The organism is Flavobacterium plurextorum (assembly GCF_024638035.1).
Lineage (GTDB): Bacteria > Bacteroidota > Bacteroidia > Flavobacteriales > Flavobacteriaceae > Flavobacterium > Flavobacterium plurextorum.
This window is the reverse complement of record NZ_CP100442.1, coordinates 1,201,051-1,222,706: the sequence shown is the minus strand read 5'-3', so window position 1 is coordinate 1,222,706 and position 21,656 is coordinate 1,201,051. Positions and strand designations below refer to the sequence as shown.

The 21,656-nt window shown below is 32.2% G+C and carries 17 protein-coding genes; 11 read left to right on the top strand and 6 right to left on the bottom strand.

Annotated features, from left to right (window positions below):
- The first annotated feature begins 47 nt into the window (after nucleotides 1-47).
- A complete protein-coding gene (locus NLG42_RS05695) occupies nucleotides 48-986 on the top strand; it encodes an L-threonine 3-dehydrogenase (protein ID WP_089059720.1) in 939 nt (312 codons plus the stop codon).
- A 217-nt stretch (nucleotides 987-1,203) separates the two neighbouring features.
- On the opposite strand, the gene NLG42_RS05690 is transcribed toward NLG42_RS05695, so the two are convergent.
- A complete protein-coding gene (locus NLG42_RS05690; protein ID WP_257683233.1) occupies nucleotides 1,204-3,084 on the bottom strand; it encodes a M1 family metallopeptidase in 1,881 nt (626 codons plus the stop codon).
- Between the two features lie 63 nt (nucleotides 3,085-3,147).
- A complete protein-coding gene (locus NLG42_RS05685) occupies nucleotides 3,148-4,782 on the bottom strand; it encodes a S8 family peptidase (RefSeq protein WP_257683232.1) in 1,635 nt (544 codons plus the stop codon).
- A 280-nt stretch (nucleotides 4,783-5,062) separates the two neighbouring features.
- On the opposite strand from NLG42_RS05685, the gene NLG42_RS05680 reads away from it, so the two are divergent.
- Nucleotides 5,063-9,601 carry a T9SS type A sorting domain-containing protein gene (locus NLG42_RS05680; protein WP_257683231.1) on the top strand — a complete coding sequence of 1,513 codons (4,539 nt, stop codon included), beginning with the start codon at nucleotides 5,063-5,065 and terminating at the stop codon, nucleotides 9,599-9,601.
- 2 nt (nucleotides 9,602-9,603) lie between these two features.
- Complete coding sequence (locus tag NLG42_RS05675) at nucleotides 9,604-10,302, top strand: fibronectin type III domain-containing protein (RefSeq protein ID WP_257683230.1); 699 nt, start codon at nucleotides 9,604-9,606, stop codon at nucleotides 10,300-10,302.
- An 84-nt stretch (nucleotides 10,303-10,386) separates the two neighbouring features.
- Here the strand turns inward: NLG42_RS05675 and NLG42_RS05670 are convergent, their stop codons facing one another.
- On the bottom strand, nucleotides 10,387-11,244 hold the full coding sequence (locus tag NLG42_RS05670) for an MBL fold metallo-hydrolase (protein ID WP_089059725.1): 858 nt from the start codon (nucleotides 11,242-11,244) through the stop codon (nucleotides 10,387-10,389).
- 83 nt (nucleotides 11,245-11,327) lie between these two features.
- Entirely contained in the window at nucleotides 11,328-12,239 is a 912-nt protein-coding gene (locus NLG42_RS05665) for a hypothetical protein (RefSeq protein ID WP_257683229.1), read from the bottom strand.
- Nucleotides 12,240-12,628: 389 nt separating this feature from the next.
- Between NLG42_RS05665 and NLG42_RS05660 the strand changes: the two genes are divergently transcribed.
- From NLG42_RS05660 to sufD, 6 genes are all read left to right on the top strand, one after another.
- Entirely contained in the window at nucleotides 12,629-12,958 is a 330-nt protein-coding gene (locus NLG42_RS05660; RefSeq protein ID WP_073483816.1) for a HesB/IscA family protein, read from the top strand.
- 86 nt (nucleotides 12,959-13,044) lie between these two features.
- On the top strand, nucleotides 13,045-14,493 hold the full coding sequence (gene sufB / locus NLG42_RS05655) for a Fe-S cluster assembly protein SufB (protein ID WP_089059727.1): 1,449 nt from the start codon (nucleotides 13,045-13,047) through the stop codon (nucleotides 14,491-14,493).
- Between the two features lie 7 nt (nucleotides 14,494-14,500).
- Nucleotides 14,501-14,989 (top strand): flavodoxin family protein, encoded by a 489-nt coding sequence (locus tag NLG42_RS05650; RefSeq protein ID WP_089059728.1) that lies wholly within the window; start codon nucleotides 14,501-14,503, stop codon nucleotides 14,987-14,989.
- 11 nt (nucleotides 14,990-15,000) lie between these two features.
- A complete protein-coding gene (gene sufC, locus NLG42_RS05645; RefSeq protein ID WP_089053659.1) occupies nucleotides 15,001-15,747 on the top strand; it encodes a Fe-S cluster assembly ATPase SufC in 747 nt (248 codons plus the stop codon).
- A gap of 85 nt (nucleotides 15,748-15,832) precedes the next feature.
- Nucleotides 15,833-16,222 carry a four helix bundle protein gene (locus tag NLG42_RS05640; RefSeq protein ID WP_257683228.1) on the top strand — a complete coding sequence of 130 codons (390 nt, stop codon included), beginning with the start codon at nucleotides 15,833-15,835 and terminating at the stop codon, nucleotides 16,220-16,222.
- Between the two features lie 47 nt (nucleotides 16,223-16,269).
- The gene (gene sufD, locus NLG42_RS05635) at nucleotides 16,270-17,586 is read left to right on the top strand and encodes a Fe-S cluster assembly protein SufD (RefSeq protein WP_257683227.1); all 1,317 of its coding nucleotides are present in this window, start codon (nucleotides 16,270-16,272) and stop codon (nucleotides 17,584-17,586) included.
- An 84-nt stretch (nucleotides 17,587-17,670) separates the two neighbouring features.
- On the opposite strand, the gene NLG42_RS05630 is transcribed toward sufD, so the two are convergent.
- Nucleotides 17,671-18,426, bottom strand: a complete 756-nt coding sequence (locus NLG42_RS05630; protein WP_257683226.1) for a hypothetical protein — start codon at nucleotides 18,424-18,426, stop codon at nucleotides 17,671-17,673.
- Between the two features lie 9 nt (nucleotides 18,427-18,435).
- On the bottom strand, nucleotides 18,436-19,785 hold the full coding sequence (locus NLG42_RS05625; protein ID WP_257683225.1) for a serine hydrolase domain-containing protein: 1,350 nt from the start codon (nucleotides 19,783-19,785) through the stop codon (nucleotides 18,436-18,438).
- Between the two features lie 219 nt (nucleotides 19,786-20,004).
- Between NLG42_RS05625 and NLG42_RS05620 the strand changes: the two genes are divergently transcribed.
- Complete coding sequence (locus NLG42_RS05620) at nucleotides 20,005-21,219, top strand: aminotransferase class V-fold PLP-dependent enzyme (protein ID WP_089058961.1); 1,215 nt, start codon at nucleotides 20,005-20,007, stop codon at nucleotides 21,217-21,219.
- Between the two features lie 11 nt (nucleotides 21,220-21,230).
- The gene (locus tag NLG42_RS05615) at nucleotides 21,231-21,656 is read left to right on the top strand and encodes a protein kinase family protein (protein ID WP_257683224.1); all 426 of its coding nucleotides are present in this window, start codon (nucleotides 21,231-21,233) and stop codon (nucleotides 21,654-21,656) included.

Genomic DNA, 21,656 nt, shown 5'->3' with positions numbered 1-21,656 from the left:
TAATTACGAAAACGTTATATTTGTGTCTCTAAAAAAATCATCTAAAAATGAATCCAAAAATATTAATCATTGGCGCTTGCGGTCAAATTGGGACTGAGCTGACTCAAAAATTGCGCAAACTTTACGGAACCGAAAATGTAATCGCTTCTGATATTCGAAAATTAAATACTGATGTTGTTAATTCAGGTCCTTTTGAAGTAGTCAATGCTTTAGATTTTAATCAAATTGAACATCTTGTTGAAGTTCATAAAATCACTGATGTTTATTTGATGGCTGCACTTTTATCAGCTACTGCAGAAAAAAATCCAGCCTTTGCATGGGATTTAAATATGAATTCCCTTTTTCATGTTTTGAATTTAGCAAAAGCAAAAAAGATTCAGAAGATTTTCTGGCCTTCAAGTATCGCTGTTTTTGGCCCTACAACTCCAAAAGAAAATACGCCTCAATATACTGTAATGGAACCTTCAACGGTTTACGGAATTAGTAAACAGGCTGGTGAAAGATGGTGTGAATATTACCATAATATTTATGGTGTTGATGTTCGTAGTATACGTTATCCTGGTTTAATCAGCTGGTCTACTCCTCCAGGCGGCGGAACTACTGATTATGCTGTTGATATTTTCTATAAGGCTATTGCCGATAAAAAATACGAATGCTTTTTATCATCAGAAACCAAAATGCCAATGATGTATATGGATGATGCTATCGATGCTACTATCAACATTATGAAAGCGCCTGTTGAAGAAATAAAAATACATTCGTCATACAATTTAGCCGCTATGAGTTTTACTCCAACCGAAATTGCTGCTGAAATTAAAAAGCATATTCCTGATTTTGAAATCACTTACAATCCTGACTTCCGTCAAAAAATTGCAGACAGCTGGCCGGCAAGTATTGATGACAGTTCTGCAAGAGAAGATTGGAATTGGAAACATACTTTTGATCTTGAAACAATGACAAAAGATATGATTGAACATTTGAGTTAAATCAATAAGAAGATTGAATAGCGTCCAGCTTTAGTTGGATAGAAAAAAATCACAACAAAGGGCTTTAGCCAAAACTGTAACGGTTTGGCTAAAGCCCTTTTCTATTTAAATCTAATTCCTCCAGCTAAAGCTGAGGCTATTCAAAAAAACTTTATACCTTAAAACGAAAAAAGTCCCGCTTATTAAACGGGACTTTCTTTTTATTCTTTTTTGAAAATTATTTTACTTCAAAAACATTATTTGTCTGTTTCACATCAGCCATTAATCCGCTTGGATCGATAATGATTTTTTTGATTGCAGTTTTGTTCTTGTCAATTGTAAAACTATAGTTTTGTTGTGCCCAAGCCCAATCTTCTAAAACTGTTCTTTTTTCGTTTGGATTTGGATTTGGTTTGATAAAATTCATCATTCTCAACGGAATGTAGAAACTCTCAGAAGTTCCGTCTGTATATTCAACTTTCAAATCAATTGGCATTGGCATTCTTCCAATTCTTTCTAACGAAACTGTTGTTTTACCTGCATTATCTGCAACGTCTTTAATTCCGTAATCAATTGTATTCGTTGTTTGTGCCCAATCTATTAAATACCAGTCTAACTCAGCTCCAGAAACTCTTTCGGCTGTTCTTTTGATATCATTTGGAGTCGGGTGTTTGAATTTGAAATCGTTGAAATATCTTTTTAAAGTTTCATCAACGTTATCTTTCCCTATTACATATTCTAACTGCGATAAAAAGATACTTCCTTTTACATAAGATGAAATGCTGTAAGGTCTGTTTTCATCATAACGATCTCCGTGAGTTGTTTGCGGTTGTTCTTTTCCAGAATTTACTAAACTATAATAAGCTTTGTAATTTCCAACAAAAGGATTTACTTCTTTTTTATCTTCTTTTAATTCATTCAAAGCACTGTCTTCAATGTAAGTTGTAAAACCTTCATCCATCCAAGGATGTTTTGACTCATTTGAAGCCAAAATATGCTGAAACCATGAATGTCCTAATTCGTGAGTTGCTGTTCCTAAAATTCCTTCAAGAGTTCCGTTTCCTAACATTAAAGTACACATTGCATACTCCATTCCGCCGTCGCCGCCTTGAATAAATGAATATTGTTTATACGGATACTGTCCAACTCTATGATTGTAATAATCCATAACTTTTACCATTAATGGCTCTAGCTGTTTCCAGTTTGCAGTTGTTTTTGGATTGTTTTTGTAAAAGAAATGCAAATCGACATCGTTCGGTCCTTTTACAATATCATGAGTATATTCTTTATCAGCCGCCCATGTAAAATCGTGAACATTTGGCGCGATAAAATGCCATGTTAATGTTTTTGTTTTTTTAGGATAAACAACCGTTACACCAGCATCTTCGTAACCGTGTCCAATTGCATTTTTATCTTGTAAATATCCTGAAGCTCCAAGAGTATACTCTTTGTCAATTGTAATTTTAACATCAAAATTACCCCAAACTCCGTGAAATTCTCTTGCGATATATGGATCTGCGTGCCATCCTTCGAAATCAAATTCGGCTAATTTTGGGTACCATTGTGACATTGAAAGTTCAACTCCTTCAGAATTATTTCTTCCTGCACGACGAACCTGCACTGGAACTTGTCCATCAAAATCTAAAGTAAAAGTAGTTTTTGAATTTGGTAAAATTGGTTTAGGCAAAGTCACCTCCATAATAGTTCCTGAAACTCTTGTTTGTGCAGAAACACCATCTTGTTTGAAATTAGCGATTTTTAAATACCCTATTTCATTTGGTTTTAAAGTTTCAATACGGCTTTGTTTTACTTCTTTTCCATCAGCACCTTTTACTTTATTTACCATTCTTCCGTCTGGATCTTTAATAAAATGTAAACGTGCATCCATCTCACTTCCTGGTTGAAAAGCATTTAGAAACAGGTGATAAAATACCTTTTTTAAAGTGTCTGATGAATTATTGGTATAAACCAATTCTTGTTTTCCTTTGTACTGATAGTTTTTAACATCCATAGAAACCTCCATTTTATAATCGGCGTGTTGCTGCCAATATGGAGCGTTTTGTGCAAACGCAGGGCTTAAACCTAAACTCAAAAAGGAAAGTAAAATAATTTTTCGCATGATAGTTACAATAAAAATGGAAGAGCTGCCGCTCTTCCATTGGATTAGTTTTTTATTTATGTTTTATTTCTTCGACATTTTTTCAGCCATCAATAGAGCATTATAGGCGTTTACCATTTTAGCCGTTTTTGATGATTCAACAGAAGAAACTGCTACAGGTTTTTCATCTGGATTTGGATTTTCACCTAAAATAACCTTTGAAGGAAGCGCAACTCCAGAGTCCATTAAAATATGTTTTACCTGTGATGCTTTTAGTTTTGGATAATAAGAACGAATTAAAGCCGCAACTCCAGCAGCATTTGGAGCCGCCATTGAAGTTCCTTGTAAATATTTGTATTTATTGTTTGGAACTGTTGCGTAAATTTCCTCACCCGGCGCAAAAACATCAACATTTATTTTTCCGAAATTCGAGAATGGTGCAACAACAGTTTCTCCATATTCTTTATTGATCGCTCCAATTGTTATTACGTTATCTGCAAATTCTTTAATGTTGTCTTGAGAATCGTTTGGATAATTGATGTTTTTGTTTTCATCAATATTGTAACCGTCATTACCCGCCGCATGAACGATTAAAACGTCTTTTTTCGCCGCATACTTAATAGCATCATAAACCCAATTTTTGTGCGGAGAGAAGCTTTTACCAAAACTTCCGTTAATTACTTTTGCACCATTATCAACAGCATAACGAATTGCTAAAGCAATATCTTTATCGTACTCATCTCCATCAGGAACAGCTCTTACTGTTAATATTTCAACATTTGCAGCAACGCCGTCTCCGCCTAAATTATTACCACGAACTTGCGCAACGATTCCCGCTACGTGAGTTCCATGTAATGCTTTTTCTTTGTCTGGACCAAAAACAATGTTATTTCCATAATACTTATTTTTGATGTCTTCAGGATTATCACCTACGATTTTTCTTCCATCATAATCTTTATTCAAGTTATAATTCAATTGATCGTAAACCTGTTCTTTATATTCTCCAAAATCAGCTTCTGGGTCAAAAGTTGGCCCTGCATTTGTAAAAATTCGAGTCATTATAGCTTTACTTCTTGCGACGTTAGGGTCTGTTGAAGTAATTGTGTTTAAATCTTCGATTTTATAAGTTGTTTTGTTAAGTTCCTTTTTGATTGTATTATGGAAACCTAACAGCATGTCTACTTGTTCTTTGTCTTTTAAAGCTTTTTCATATTTCTCCGTATATTGAGCCAAAGCCTCTTTGTATTGAGCAGAACCATCATCGCCTTTTTTAACGATACGTGTCATTTCTAGATTTTCATGAACAGCGTTTCCAAGGAAATTCCATCCGTGAACATCATCAATAAAACCATTTTTATCGTCGTCAATTCCGTTTCCTGGAATTTCTTTTGCGTTTGTCCAGATCATTCCTTGTAAGTCTTCATGTTCAATATCAACACCAGAATCTACAATTCCTACAATAACTTTTTGACCTTTTTTCCCTTTTAATAGTTCGGCATAGGCTCTATCAACACTCATTCCCGGGATAGAATCTTTGATTAAATCAAGATGACTCCATCTTTTAAGTTCGTTTTCGCTGACTGGTGCTTTTTTAACAACTGTTAATGGAGCTTTAATAAATTCTTTTGAAGTTGAAACTTGCGCTTGTAAAGTAGCGCTGCAACCTGCTAAAACAAGTAATGCAAAAGCAGATAATTTAATAGGTTTTATATGACTCATGTATCTAAAAATAATGTATAGTTAAAAAGATGGGACTAAATTATGCTTTTTTGTTACAAAAAACTAACAGTTAACACTGTGTTGTGAATTTTGGAAGACACAGAAACATGAACTAAACCATTTCGTTTCAAATGATTTCCCTTAACCTGACACCAAAAAAAACTCTAATTTGATTGTCCTTTTTTTTAGGTTTAAAAAAAACATTTGCCTTTACGTTTTCCCGTAAGGAAAATTCGTTTAAAATAACTATTCTTGCGCGACTGAATTCTAAACCCAATCTATGAAAACAAAACTACTCTTATTGCTGTTACTGGCAAATTTTTCTTTTTATGCCCAAACCAACTTAGTTCCAAATGGAAACTTTGAAACTTGGACTTCTTCGTCGCAGCCAGACAATTGGTTTCGATTTTTTAGCGGCTTCGCTTCTCAAAGCAATATAGCACAAAATGGTGCTTCTAGCACCAACATGATAATAGCCAGCGGAACATCTAACTTTATAAATAGTGAATATTTTCCTGTAACGGCAGGTAAAACGTATAAAGTGACTCTGTACCACAAACTTGTAAAAGGAACGTTCTCTTCTATTGAGTTTAGTTTGTATCATAAACCTGGTACTTTTAAGTCGGAAATAACTAAAAAAACAGACCTAACTTTTTCTACTACCGAGTGGAGAAAAATAGAATTTGAATACACTCCTACTGTTTCTGAAAGTATTGAAGTTGATATTTGGACATACGGAACTCTTAATTCTGAAATTTTGGTAGATAATGTTTCTATGGTTGATGTTAACGAAGAACAATATACTAAAATCCCTGATGCAGAGTTCGAAAGCTATTTAAATTATATTGGAGCTGACAAAGATGGGAAAAACGGAAAAGTACTTACACGCAACATTTCATCAATAAAAACTTTGGACGTTTCATACTCTACATGGAACATCAAAGATTTAACTGGAATTGAAGATTTTGCCGCTCTTGAAAGTTTAGTTTTTAGAGGAAATACGGGTAAAGTTTCTACTTTGAATGTTTCTAAAAATTTAAAACTTAAAAACTTAGATGTTAGTTCAAATGCATTAACAGCTTTAGATGTTTCTAATAATCTCGAGTTAGAGAATTTAAATTTTGGAAGCAATAAATTAACAACAATAGATGTTTTTAAAAACACTAAACTAAAAACATTAAAATTTGAGTCTAATCAATTAACCTCTATTACTATTTCAAACAACAAAGAGCTTGTTGATTTTAATTGTTACAATAATAAAATTACTAGTTTAGATTTATCTCAAAATCTGTTTCTTACAGATTTAAACTTCGCGTTTAACCCAGTTACTACAATAGAATTGTCTAAAAATACACTTTTAAAAAATTTAAACTGTCAAGGCACTAAATTAACAGAATTAAATATTTCTAAAAACACTTCTTTAGAACTTATTAGAAGTTATAGCAATTATAGTTTAGCCGCGCTGGACGTTACTAATCAGCCAAATTTAAAGACACTTGAATGTTATGAAAATAAACTAACTACTTTAAACTTATCAAAAAACTCATTATTGACTAGTGTCGCTTGTTATAGAAATGAGTTAAGAGAATTAAACCTTTCTAATAATAAAGAACTTGCTTATTTAGATTGTCTTTCTAATAGAATAACTTCTTTAGATATTAGCCAAAACACTAAATTGGTAGCTTTGGAGGCACATTATAACAATTTAACTAAATTAGATGTTTCTAAAAATTCTTTATTAACAAGACTTACTATCAGTAATAATCAAATTTCGAGTTTAGACCTTAGTAATAACTTAAAATTAGAATCTTTAAGCGCAGAAAGTACTAGCATTAAGAGTCTTGATCTTTCTAAACAGACAGCTCTTATTTATCTTTATTTTTCAGGGACCAAAATTGAAAGTTTAGATTTATCTAAGAACACTAAATTGATAGTTGCAAGTCTTTCTTCCAACAAATTTTTATACGATCTTAATTTAAGAAGCGGAAGCAATACTACATTGAAAGACCTTTATTTAACCGACAATTTATCTCTAAGCTGTGTTGCTGTAGATAACAAAGCTTATGCGGATAGTAAATGGTCTCCAAAAAAAGACAGCTGGACAAGATTTTCTGAAGATTGCAGACCTTATACTGCTATTCCTGATTCAAATTTTGAAGATAAATTAATTGCTTTAAACATTGATACAGATGGAAAAAATGGTCAAGTTTTAACCGCAAGTATTACTCAGATAAAAACTCTTAACGTTTCTGGAAGTGGTATCTCTGACTTAACTGGAATCCAAGATTTTACTAGTTTAGAAACTTTAAATTGTAACGACAATCAGCTTATATTCTTAGATTTATCTAAAAACACTACTTTAATTTCTCTGAATGCTTCAAATAATAAACTTGTAAGTTTAGATTTGAAAAATGGTAAAAATATGCAGCTTAACAAAAATGCTTCATCATTTACAAATAATGCAAGCTTAAAATGTATTCAGGTTGATAATGAAAGTTACTCAAATACAAATTGGTCTGCTCTAAAAGATGCATCAGCAAATTACAATACAATTTGCAACGCTTTTGTTTCAATTCCTGACACAAATTTTGAAAACAAATTAATTGCTTTAGGAATTGACGTTGATGGAAAAAATGGAAAAGTTTTAACGTTTAGCATCTCTTCTATTATAGCTTTGGATGTATCTTCAAGCTCGATATCAAACTTGGCAGGAATTGAAGGATTTGCTTCTTTAAAACAGCTGAACATTTCTTCGAATAATTTAAAAGCTGTCGATTTAACCAAAAACACTTCTCTTACAACATTAAATGCTAAATCAAATCAATTATTAAATTTAGATTTATCAAAAAATATGACATTACTAGAAGTAGATTGTTCTTCAAACAATTTATTCAGCTTAAATCTTAAGAATGGAAACAATTCTAAAATGCAAAACATTACTGCTGGAAATTTTAAAAGCAATCCAAGTTTAACATGTATCCAAGTTGATGACAAAGCATTTTCTGATACTAATTGGGCAAATGCAAAAGAGACTGCCGCTTCTTACAATACCACTTGCGACAATAATAGCTTTACATTAATTCCTGATACTGTTTTTGAAAGCAAATTGATTGCTCTTGGCATTGACAAAGATGGTCTTAATGGAGGTGTTTTAACATCTAGCATTTCGTCTGTAAAAGAACTAAACATCTCTAATTCTCAAGGTTCTCAAGACCCAACAATTAAGAATTTAACAGGTATACAAGACTTTAAAGCAGTAAAAAAGCTGAATGTTAGCAATCACCAATTAAGAGAATTAGATCTTTCTGGAAATCCTGAACTTACTGATGTAACTTGTAGCTATAACCGTTTAACCAGTATCAACATCTCTAAAAACACTTTACTTTACAAATTAGAATGTTCTTCCAATTTTTTAACTAAAATAGATTTCTCTAATAATCCTGTATTATATGAAGCTTCTTGTCGGGAGAATAATTTAGCATCTTTAGATTTTTCTAATAACCCAAATTTTGGCTACCTGTCTGTTGCTAATAACAAATTGACTAATATAAATGTAACCAAATGTTCAAGCTTGGGATATGTAAACTGCGGAAATAATTTATTGGAAACATTAGATTTATCAAACAATAAGTATATCAATTACCTATTCTGTGAAAGAAATAGATTAAAAAAACTAGACATCTCTAATGTGACTTCGGTAACACAATTTTCATGTGATAATAATCAACTAACAGCAATTGATGTTTCTAAAAATAAGTTTCTTTCACACTTCACATGTAACCAGAACCAGCTTACGTCTTTGGATTTGACAAATAATGCTGATTTATGGACTTTAAATTGTTCTGAAAATAAATTAACCACTCTAAATCTTTCAAAAAACAAAAAATTAGGTGCCGTAAATTGTAATTCAAACAATCTTGTTAGCGTAAACATTAAAAATGGTAATAACATAGCAGGTTTTGCTCAATTTTTAGGAATTGACTCTTATATAAATTTTAAAAACAATCCTGATTTAACATGTATCCAGGTTGATGATATCACTTTTTCTAATACAAAAATGGCAACCAGTAAAGATGCAATAGCCTCTTATAATACAAACTGTGGAAGTTCTCTAGTTTTACCAGCTGATCATTTTACTGTTGAAACAAAAGGAGAATCTTGCCAAGGAGAAAATAATGGAGAAATAAATGTTGTCACCAAAGGCTCATACGCTTATGAAGCTGTTCTAAACGGAAAAACATACTCATTTAGCAATAATAGTGTAAAGATAATAGGCTTAGCTCCTGGAACACACACAATTTCTATCAACATTCCAGAAGAAAACTTTGAGCAGATTTTCAACTTTAAAATAGAAAAAGCAGCAACTACAACAGGAAAATCAAGCATAACTTCTAAAAATGTAGCCGTAGAAATTACTGAAGGAACTGCTCCTTTTACGGTGTTTATTGATGGAACTCAACAATTTCAAACAACAGATTCTAACTTTAATTTAAATTTAGAAAAAGGCGGTTTAATTGAAGTAGCAACTGCTAAAGCTTGCGAAGGTATTTTCTCTAAAAAAGTGGCTACAATGGATCTTTTAGGAACATTATCTGCGTATCCTAATCCAACATCTGGAAGTTTTGAAATTGAAATTCCAACTGGTCAAAAAGAAGTTAAAATCGAATTGTACAATTTTTCCGGTCAATTAATTTCAACTAAAACATATTCTATCGAAAATGGGAAAGCACAGTTAAATCTTGAAAACCAAGCTTCGGGGATTTATGCTGCAAAAATCTATTTAAAAACTCCAGAATACATTAAAATTATAAAAAAATAAAAATGAAGAAATTTATATACCTATCAATCATTAGTTTTTTGTTTGCAGCATGCGGCGGAGGCGGCGGAGACGATCCTGTTACTCCTCCAGTTACAAATACGGCACCTACAGTTCCTGTGTTAGTATCTCCAACTGATGGTAAATTATGTTTAGACAATACTGTTTCTTTACAATGGAATCAATCTACTGATACTGAAAAAGATCCGATTGTTTATCAAATTCAAGTTGCAAAAGATAATGGATTTAATCAAATTGTTAATACGCTTAACAACTCAACCATTACCTCTTCTCTTACATTAGAGAAAAATACTGCATATTATTGGAGAGTACAGGCTTCAGACAGCAAAGGTTTATCTAGTGCTTACTCTGCAATTTTTAAATTTTATACTGCAGGAACTGCTGTTGTGAATCATTTACCATTTGCTCCAGAATTAGTTCAGCCAGCAATAAATTCTGCTTTAAGTACAGCAACAGCTTCTTTAAAATGGAAAGCTTCTGATGTTGACGCAGGTGATCTTCTAACTTACGATGTGTATTTTGGAACAACTAATCCTCCAACAGCAAAAGTTGCCGAGAATATAAGCGTTTCATCATTTGATGTTACACTTGACGCCACAAAAGAGTACTTCTGGAAAATTGTCGTAAAAGACAACAAAGGAGGAGAAACTGTTGGACAGATTTGGAAATTTAAAACCAACTAACCTTTAAATAATTACAATTAGTTAAACTAAAAATCCCGTTTTCATTCAATTGAAAACGGGATTTTTTATGTTTTAAACATAATATTAAAGAACCTCTTCGCAGGTAAAAACATCTTTCAAACGAACACCTTTCTCGGTATGTTCAACCGTTATAATTTGATTATGTGCATCGTGTTCTAAAAACAAATAATAATTATTGTCAGCAGCGGCATTCAAAAATTTTGATTTTTCAGGCATTGTCAATAATGGACGCGTATCGTAACCCATTACGTACGGTAACGGAATATGTCCCGCTGTAGCTAATAAATCAGCGCAAAAAACGATGGTTTTATCCTGATATTGGATATGTGGAATCATCTGTTTTTCGGTATGACCATCAACAAAGAAAATTCCGAAATTCATTTCTTCAGAAAATGCAAAATCACTTTCAGGACGTTTTATAAAATTCAACTGACCGCTTTCCTGCATTGGTAAAATGTTTTCCGAAAGAAAAGAAGCTTTTTCACGCGCATTTGGCTTTGTAGCCCATTCCCAATGATTTTCATTTGTCCAAAACTTTGCATTTTTAAAAGCCGGCTCATAAAAAGTTTTATCAGAATTCCACTGAACACTTCCTCCGCAATGATCAAAATGTAAATGCGTCATAAAAACATCGGTAATATCATCTCTATGGAAACCATATTTTGCCAAAGATTTATCAATCGAATGAGATCCCCAAAGTGAATAATAACCAAAAAACTTTTCTGATTGTTTATCCCCCATTCCGGTATCAATTAAAATCAAACGATTTCCATCTTCAATCAACAAACAACGTGCGGCTATATCGATAAGATTATTATCATCTGCAGGATTCGTTTTGTTCCAAATTGTTTTAGGCACAACACCAAACATTGCACCGCCATCTAACTTAAAATTTCCTGATTCTATTGGGTAAAGTTTCATGAGTATAAATTTCTAATAAGAAAACAAAGCTAGGAAATCAATTTCCTTTATGCTACAAATTCTATTTAAAAACTCCCAACCCTTTATTCTAAAGTAATCGAAGTGCTTCCCATGATTTCTTGCTTATCAAAAAAGTTAACAAAATAAGTTCCTTTTTTAAAATCATTCTCATCAGCATTTAAAACTCCGTAAACATTAACAGGTTTTCCTTGAAAATCCACTGCCACGATAAAACTATAAACCAAAGCTTTATCATTTCCAAATTCAATTAATTTGTCTTCTCCTAAAACTTTATTTTTTTGATCTAAAACCTGAATATAAAAAATCTTTTTTCCTGTTTTAGCTACTGAATTTCCATTGATAGAAAAGCTGACTCTGAGTTTTTTTGTGTGTTTAGCTTTTTCAGTCTCTAGTTCCTTTCCAGAGCTATTCTCTCTTAATGCAATAACCTTAAAATTATTTGATGATAACCTTGAAGCATCCTTTATAGTCGACTCTAGTTTTTTTTGCTTCAAAATCAAAGTGTCATTTTGCGCCTTTTGCTGATACATCACAACATTTTGAGACTCAATTTCAGTAAGTAGATTTTGGTTTTGAGATTTGAGACTTTTAATTTCTAAACCTTTAGATTCTAATGTTGTTTTTAAATCTAAAAGTTGTTTTCTATAAATTTGAATCTGAGTAATCGAAGGATTTTTTGAAGCTTTAATAATCTCCATTAAGTTTTCGACATTTTTTCGTTCAAGCTCCAATTGGTTTGATAATGAAGTCTTTTCTAGAATAGCTAAATCGTATTGCTGTTTTAGAACATTCAAAGAATCGATAATGTTTTTTTGCGCTGTAGATTCCTTACTTGGCTCTGCAAGATTAGTTTTAATCGAAGGAGTCTCAGCATCTTTGGCACTTTCCTTTAATTCACTACTAAAAATAAAGAATGTAGCTCCTATTCCAAAAACAAAAAATACTGCAAAAAGTGGCTTTACCCACTTATTCATATACTGTTTTTTCATAATTACTCACAATTAATTACAAAAATAACAATATAACAGCAGTTACAATAAGTACAAATACGGTTTTTAACTTTATTTGCCATTAAAATGCGAGAATCGCAAAAATTCACAAAAATCATCAACCTTTTCGTTCAACAAACAGATTCACTGTAAAAAAAAAGAGATACATTTTTGCTCTGTTTTCAGCAAAATAAATTCTATCTATTTTAACATTTGTTATAATAATGTGAACCGCTATGGAAAAAGGTTTTTAAGTCGTATCTTTGCAGACAATTTCATTTGAACAGAGAAATTGGCATTTTATTTAATGTAATATTTTGATTACTATTTAGATGCGATTTTAAATGATCTTTTAAAAACAAATACCATAAACAATGATAAAGGTTTCTGATACAGCCAAAAAGAAAATCATCGATTTGATGACTGATGATGGTTTTGACGCCGCAAACGACTACGTAAGAGTAGGCGTAAAAAGTGGTGGATGCTCTGGTTTGTCTTATGATTTAAAATTTGACAAAACCAAAGGCGACGATGATAAAGTATTCGTAGATAATGACATACAAATAGCAGTTGAAAAAAAATCATTCCTATATTTAGCCGGAACAATTCTTGAATTTTCAGGCGGATTAAACGGAAAAGGATTTGTTTTCAACAATCCAAATGCCAGCAGAACTTGCGGCTGCGGAGAATCATTTTCTCTTTAGTTAAAAGTAGAAAGTCGCAAAGTCATTAAAGACTTCGATTGACTTTCAAACTTTAGACTTTCAATCTTTTAGACAATAAAAATATAATGAGCAAATACACTGAAGACGATTTAAAAATCGAACTCGAAACTAAAGAATATGAATACGGATTTTATACCAATATAGAATCTGAAACCTTTCCTATTGGCTTAAACGAAGAAATTGTAAGAGCTATTTCTCTTAAAAAAGAAGAACCTGAATGGATGACGGATTGGCGCATTGAGGCTTTTCGTGCATGGAAAGAAATGATTGAGCCGGAATGGGCAAATGTTCATTACGAAAAACCAGATTTTCAGGCAATTTCTTATTATTCAGCTCCAAAACAAGTAGATCCTAACAAAACTTTGGACGATGTTGATCCAGAATTGTTAGAAATGTACAAAAAACTAGGAATCTCTGTTGATGAGCAAAAAATGATGAACAATGTCGCTATGGATATTGTTGTCGATTCTGTTTCGGTAGCTACAACTTTCAAGAAAACTTTGGCTGAAAAAGGAATTATTTTCTGTCCAATTTCTGAAGCTATCAAAGAGCATCCTGAATTAGTAAAAAAATATTTAGGAACTGTTGTACCTCAAAAAGACAACTTCTATGCAGCATTAAACTCAGCAGTTTTCTCTGACGGAAGTTTCTGTTATATTCCAAAAGGCGTTCGCTGCCCAATGGAACTTTCAACTTATTTTAGAATCAATCAAGCAGGAACTGGACAATTCGAAAGAACGCTGGTTATTGCAGATGCAGGAAGTTACGTTTCTTATTTAGAAGGATGTACCGCACCAAGCCGTGACGAAAACCAATTACACGCTGCTGTAGTTGAATTAATCGCTCTTGATGATGCTGAAATTAAATATTCTACCGTTCAAAACTGGTTTCCTGGAAACAAAGAAGGAAAAGGCGGGGTTTACAACTTTGTAACCAAAAGAGGTTTATGCGAAACGAACGCTAAAATTTCTTGGACACAAGTTGAAACAGGTTCTGCTGTAACTTGGAAATATCCTTCTTGTGTACTTAAAGGAGACAATTCGGTTGGAGAATTTTATTCGATTGCCGTTACCAATAACTATCAACAAGCTGATACTGGAACAAAAATGATCCATTTAGGAAAAAACACTAAATCGACTATTATTTCTAAAGGCATCTCGGCTGGTAAATCACAAAACAGTTACCGTGGTTTAGTGCAAATCTCGCCAAGAGCAGAGAATGCAAGAAACTTTTCACAATGTGATTCATTGTTAATGGGAAATAATTGTGGAGCACATACTTTTCCTTATATCGAAAGTAAAAATCCATCAGCAAAAATTGAACACGAAGCAACGACAAGTAAAATTGGAGAAGATCAAGTTTTTTATTGCAACCAAAGAGGTATTCCAACTGAAAAAGCGATTGCCTTAATTGTAAATGGTTTCAGTAAAGATGTATTAAACAAACTTCCAATGGAATTTGCAGTTGAAGCGCAAAAATTATTAGAGATTTCTTTAGAAGGTTCTGTAGGATAATTTCAAGATGGAAAATAAAAAAGTCATCATTTTAGGTTCTTCCCGAAAAAATGGAAATACAACCAAAATTATAGATGAAATTTCGAAAGAATACAATATTGACGTAGTAAATCTAAGTGATTATAATATTTCTTATTATGATTACGAAAGCAAAAATATAGAAGATGATTTTTTGCCTTTGATTAAAAAGATTATCGAAAATCATGATACTTTCATTTTTGCAACGCCAATTTATTGGTATAATATGAGCGGAATTATGAAGGTCTTTTTTGATCGGTTTTCAGATTTAATCCGAATCGAAAAAGAAACCGGAAGAAAACTTAGAGGAAAAAAAATTGGCGTGATATCAAATTCACACGACAATGAAATCGAAGAAAGTTTTTACATTCCGTTTAAAAAAACTGCCGATTATTTAGGCATGGAATATTTAGGTCACGCGCATTTTAATGCCAATATCCTAAACCAAACAACAAAAATAGAATTGACATTTATATAAAATAAAAAACAATGTTATCAATAAAAAACCTTCACGCCTCAATTGGTGATAAAGAAATCCTAAAAGGAATTAATATAGAAGTTAAAGCTGGCGAAGTACATGCTATCATGGGACCAAACGGTTCTGGAAAAAGTACACTTTCTGCTGTTATTGCAGGAAACGAAAACTACGAAGTTACAGACGGAGAAGTTTTCCTTGACGGAGAAGATCTTGCAGATTTAGCTCCAGAAGAAAGAGCACACAAAGGAGTTTTCCTTTCGTTTCAATATCCTGTAGAAATTCCTGGAGTTAGTGTAACTAACTTTATGAAAACTGCAATCAACGAAACTCGTAAAGCAAACGGTCAAGAAGAAATGCCAGCAAACGAAATGCTGAAAGTAATTCGTGAGAAATCTGAATTATTAGAAATCGATCGTAAATTTTTATCTCGTTCTTTAAACGAAGGTTTTTCTGGAGGAGAGAAAAAAAGAAACGAGATTTTTCAAATGGCAATGTTGGAACCAAAATTAGCTATCCTTGACGAAACCGATTCTGGTCTTGATATCGATGCTTTAAGAATTGTTGCAAATGGTGTAAACAAATTAAAAAGCGACAAAAATGCAATTATCGTTATCACACACTACCAACGTTTACTAGATTATATCGTTCCTGATTTCGTTCACGTTCTTTACAACGGAAGAATTGTAAAATCTGGAGGAAAAGAATTGGCTTACGAACTGGAAGAAAAAGGATACGACTGGATCAAGGCAGAAAACTAAAATTTGTTTCAGGTTTCATGTTTTTTTAGTTTCAAGTTAAACTATATTTTGTAAGTTTAAACTTAAAATTACTAAAGCAGAAATTATGGCAACAATAACTCGATTTGAGGATTTAGAAATCTGGAAAGAAGCTCGACGATTAGCAAAAGAAATTCATCTTATTGCAGCTCATACAGAGTTAAGATCAGATCTCAGATTCAAAAATCAAATAAAAGCTTCTTCGGGTTCAGTAATGGATAATATTGCTGAAGGATTTGAAAGAGATGGAAATTTAGAATTTCGACAATTTTTATCAATTGCAAAAGGTTCGGCAGGAGAAGCAAGATCTCAATTATATCGGGTTTTTGATTTTGAATATATTTCCAAACAAAAATTCGAAGTTTTAAAAACAGATTATGAAAATTTAAGCGGTAAAATAAAAAACTCTATCACTTATTTAAATAAAAAAGATTTCAAAGGGAACAAGTTTCAATAGGCAACATGAAACTTGAAACCTGAAACACCGAAGGAAACAAAAACAAAATGGATTTAAAAGAAAAATTAGTATCGTCTTTTATGGCTTTTGAAGAGCGTGTCGATGTACATTCAGATTTACATGACATACGTACAAATGCTTTAAAAAACTTCGAAAATAAAGGTTTCCCAACCAAAAAAGAAGAAGCTTGGAAATATACATCGCTAAATGCCATCTTAAAAAATGACTTTTCGGTTTTTCCAAAGCAGGAAAATGCAATCGAATTCAGTCAGGTAAAAAAATACTTTTTACACGAAATCGACACTTATAAATTAGTATTTGTCGATGGCGTATTTAGTTCGCATTTGTCTTCTACAACACACGACGGAATTGATGTTTGCTTAATGTCATCAGCATTGACCAAACCAAAATATAAAATGATTATTGATACCTATTTCAATCATATCGCAAGTAAAGATGACAGCTTGACTTCATTGAATACTGCTTTTGCAATGGAAGGTGCGTTTATCAATATTCCGAAGAAAAAAGTAGCCGATAAACCAATTGAAATTATGTATTTCTCAACTGGAAGTGAAGCTGCATTAATGGTACAGCCAAGAAATTTGATTATTGTGGGCGAAAATTCACATGTTCAAATTATTGAGCGTCACCAAAGTTTGAATGAAAATCCGGTTTTAACCAATTCAGTTACTGAGATTTTTGCTCAAAAACGTGCTATTGTTGATTATTATAAAATTCAAAACGATAATAGTGAAGCCAATTTAATTGACAACACTTACGTTTCGCAACAACAGGAAAGTCATGCTTATGTGCACACTTTCTCTTTTGGAGGAAATTTGACTCGTAACAACTTGAACTTTTATCACTTTGGTGAAAGATTGACAAGTACGCTTAACGGAATCTCTATTCTAAGCGACAAACAACACGTTGACCATTATACTTTGGTAAACCATGCACAGCCAAACTGCGAAAGTTTTCAGGATTATAAAGGAATTTTCTCTGATCGTTCAACAGGAGTTTTCAACGGAAAAATTTTAGTAAATAGAGAAGCTCAAAAAACAAATGCTTTCCAAAAAAGTAATAACATTTTATTGAGCGATAAAGCAACTATCAATGCAAAACCACAATTAGAAATTTTTGCTGATGACGTAAAATGTTCTCACGGTTGTACTATTGGACAACTTGATGAAACAGCAATGTTCTACATGCAATCTCGTGGTATTCCGCAAAAAGAAGCAAAAGCTTTATTGATGTACGCATTTTCAAATGCCGTTATCGAGAGCATCAAAATACCAGAATTAAAACAAAGAATTACTAAAATCATTGCCATGAAATTAGGCGTGAATTTAGGATTTGATTTGTAAAAAATTCTATTATCTGATATTCAAACCCGACAGGTTTTTAAAAACCTGTCGGGTTTCTTGTAAACTATCTTTTAAGAAAATAAATTACTTAAAATTATTATTAAAAAACTCTTTATACATCTGCTCTCCCTTAAATGTAAGAAAGTAATCTTTTCCGTTATAACCATCATTTTGACCATATATTATTTCATTTACTAAATAATATTCTTTTACATCTTCCTCAAGTTTTTCAGGAAATTGATTTGTACTTTTTATAGATTTAACTATTTCCGAAAAATGCATAAAAGCTTTTCCATTACTTTGTAAACTTCTATAATCACTTATTGAATAATTAGTCCCTTTTGAAGTTTTTCTTGTGGAAGGTTGAGAAACATCTTTTATGCTACTAGTTTCAAATTGATCTTTTAATACTTTTATTTCTTCATTTTTCTTTTCTAACAATTTATCAAAGCTTTCTTCTAATTCTCGTAATTCTGAACGAAGTTTAATTGATTGTTCTAAAGTTAAAAGTCTCTTCCCTTCTATTTCATTCTTTTGATTGACTCTCCAAGTAGTAAATTTCAAATCTAGCCAGTATGCTCCATTTGTTAAAAAAGGAATAATTGTTATTAATGTAAATGTTGAAATTAAAGGAAAATAAACCAAATGCCATACATCATTATAATTGTCCATTATAAAATCTATTTTAATCTTATCTAATTTATCTTGATCAACAAAAAAAGTCAAGTAGACTATTTTCCAATTCCAAATCAACCAAGAAATAATTAAAGTTCCATAAAAAGGACTTGATACTCTTTCTTCAAAAATAGAATTTATCGATTTCTTTATTTCATCTATCATAACAGTCTTTTACTTTTTAATAGATAAAATTATCTCTTTTAGAAACCCATTAAAATCAAATCCAGGTTCTTCTTCCTTCACTCCCATTCTCACAATAACCATATCCAAAGACGGAATAATCGCCACCATTTGTCCTTGGTAACCACTGCAATAAAACATATCACGAGGAACATCTGGAAATTTTCCTCCGGCATTCAGCCAAAATTGCGCTCCATATTTTCCTTCAGAAGTATTCGTTGGAGTTGCTGTATATTTTACCCAGCTTTCATCTAAGATTTGTTCGCCATTCCAGTTTCCCTTATGAAGATATAACAATCCAAATTTTGACCAGTCTCTTGGCGTTGCCCATCCGTAAGACGAACCTACAAAAGTTCCCGACATATCTTGCTCTACAATCATCGAGTTCATTCCGATTTTGTCGATTACGGCGCTGTACCAAAAATCAAGATATTCTTGCTGCGTTTTAAATTGGCTTCTTAAAATTCGAGATAATAAATTGGTTGTTCCTGATGAATAATACCAATGTGTGTTTGGTTTAAATTTCGCTGGTTTATCCATTTGTACTTTTCCCATATCTTCAGACTGGAAAAGCATTTGTGTGGCATCGCAGATTGTGCTGTAATTCTCTTCCCATTCTAAACCAGAATTCATATGAAGCAAATCATTTACGGTAATATTTTTGCGTTCATCATTTTGCCATTCTTTGATTGGTGCTGGTTTATAAATATCAATTTTTCCTTGTTTCGCCAAAACCCCAAAAGCCGAACTTGTAATGCTTTTTGTCATCGACCAGCCTAAAATTTTACTGTCTTTATTAAAACCCGTATCGTATTTTTCGGCAATTAATTTGTCTTTATATAAAACAACAACGGCACGAGTTCTTTTCTTTTTCCCGCCATCTTTATCAAAAGAATCGTCAACGGCTTTTTTTAATTTTAAATAATCAACATTCGCGAAAGCAGAATCTTTTGGTTCATTATTCCCGTAAGGAAAAGGAAGATTACTAACTAATTTTGTTCTTTTAGGAAGTAAATACGGTTTCGAAATATCAAAATCATCATTGATTAATAAAGCTCCCAAACCTTCTCTGTAAATTACTTTTCTTTCTTTCAGTCCATAAACAGATGAAACTGCAAATTTTCCAGCATCATCTATTGAATTTTTAGCCAAATCAATCATATCGATATCATTGTCTGTTTTTTCAATTAAATCCAATGGACGGTTATCGATAAAATGTCCTGACGCGACACTTTTGGCCGAGAAACCAGAAATCAAATCAAGTTTCGGATAAGTTGTAAATCCGAAATACAAAAATGCAAGAACCAAAACAAGCAGAAATACTTTAAGAAACTTTTTCATGACTATTTAGATATTTTTATGCAATATAAATAATTTATGTTCACGATTTTAGAACTCAATTTACAAATATGTTTCGGATAATTCAGAAAACTGAATTGATTTTTAAGGAATCAGCATTTAAGCCTTCTAACAATGGTGCTATAAAAGGAAATTATAGAATTGCCGTATAAAACAATTTTGTTTTAGTACTTTTGTAAATAGATTTTTTCTAAATAAGACATGCTAGATATTCAAAAAATTAGAGCTGATTTTCCGATACTTTCACAAAAAGTAAACGGAAAACCTTTAGTATATTTCGACAACGGAGCTACTTCGCAAAAACCACAAATCGTAATTGATGCCGAAGTAAAATATTATCAAGAAATAAACGCCAATATTCACCGTGGCGTTCACACTTTAAGCCAATTAGCTACTGATGCTTACGAGATTTCTCGTGGCAAAGTAAAAGATCATATAAATGCAAAACACGCTCACGAAGTACTTTTTACTTCGGGAACTACGCACGGAATTAACTTAGTTACAAATGGTTTTGCTTCAATCTTGAAATCAGGCGACGAAGTAATTGTTTCTTCACTAGAGCATCATAGTAATATTGTGCCTTGGCAAATGTTATGTGAAAAAACGGGAGCTGTTTTGAAAGTAATTCCGATGAATGAAAATGGAGAATTAATCATCGAAGAATTTGATGCTTTGCTTTCAGAAAAAACAAAAGTGGTTACTGTAAATCATATTTCGAACGCACTGGGAATCATTAATCCAATTAAGTATATTATTGATAAGGCACATGCTGTTGGCGCTGCCGTTTTAATTGACGGTGCTCAGGCCGTTCCACATTTAAAACCAGATGTTCAGGAATTAGATTGTGATTTTTATGCTTTTTCAGGACATAAAATGTGTGGTCCAACTGGAACAGGAATTTTATATGGAAAAGAAGAATGGTTAAATAAACTTCCTCCTTATCAAGGCGGCGGCGAGATGATCAAAGAAGTTACTTTCGAGAAAACTACTTATGCTGATCTTCCACATAAATTTGAAGCCGGAACTCCAAATATTGCTGGTGGAATTGTTTTAGGAACTGCTATTGATTATTTAAATAACATAGGTTTCGAAAATATTCAGGAATATGAACACGAACTTTTAGAATATGCTACAAAGCGTTTATCTGAAATTGAAGGTTTAAAAATCTACGGAACTGGAAAAAATAAAGCTTCTGTGGTTTCATTTAATATTGATGGAATTCACCCGTATGATATTGGTTCTATTATCGACAAATTAGGAATTGCGGTTAGAACTGGACATCACTGTGCACAGCCAATTATGAATTTCTTCTGCATTCCAGGAACGATTCGTGCTTCTTTTTCTTTTTATAATACCAAAGAAGAAATTGATCTAATGGTGGATGCAGTTAAGAAAGCGCAAACAATGCTGAGCTAAAAACCTTTTGTATGAGAATATTATCTTTATTACTCTTAACCCTTTTTATTGGAACAAGCTGCTCCAGTCAAAAAAATGCAGATATGATCAAAACGCAATTAGAGTATACTGCTGTTTCAAGAGGAATTTACAAAAAGATAATTGTTCAAAATAAAACAGCAACAGTTACTAACGGCAGAAATGCGGAAGCTGCAGAAATAAAAATTGATGATGCAAAATGGAAACAAATTGCAGCTGAATTTTCGAAAATAAATTTAGAAAATATTCCAAATTTGAAAGCTCCAACAGAAAAACGTTTTTATGACGGCGCTGCTATTGGAAATTTAAAAATAACTCAAAATCAAAAAACCTACGAAACAAAAGGTTTCGACAATGGTTTTCCGCCAAAGGAAATAGAAAAACTGGTTAATTTACTGGTCGATTTTGCTAAAGAATAA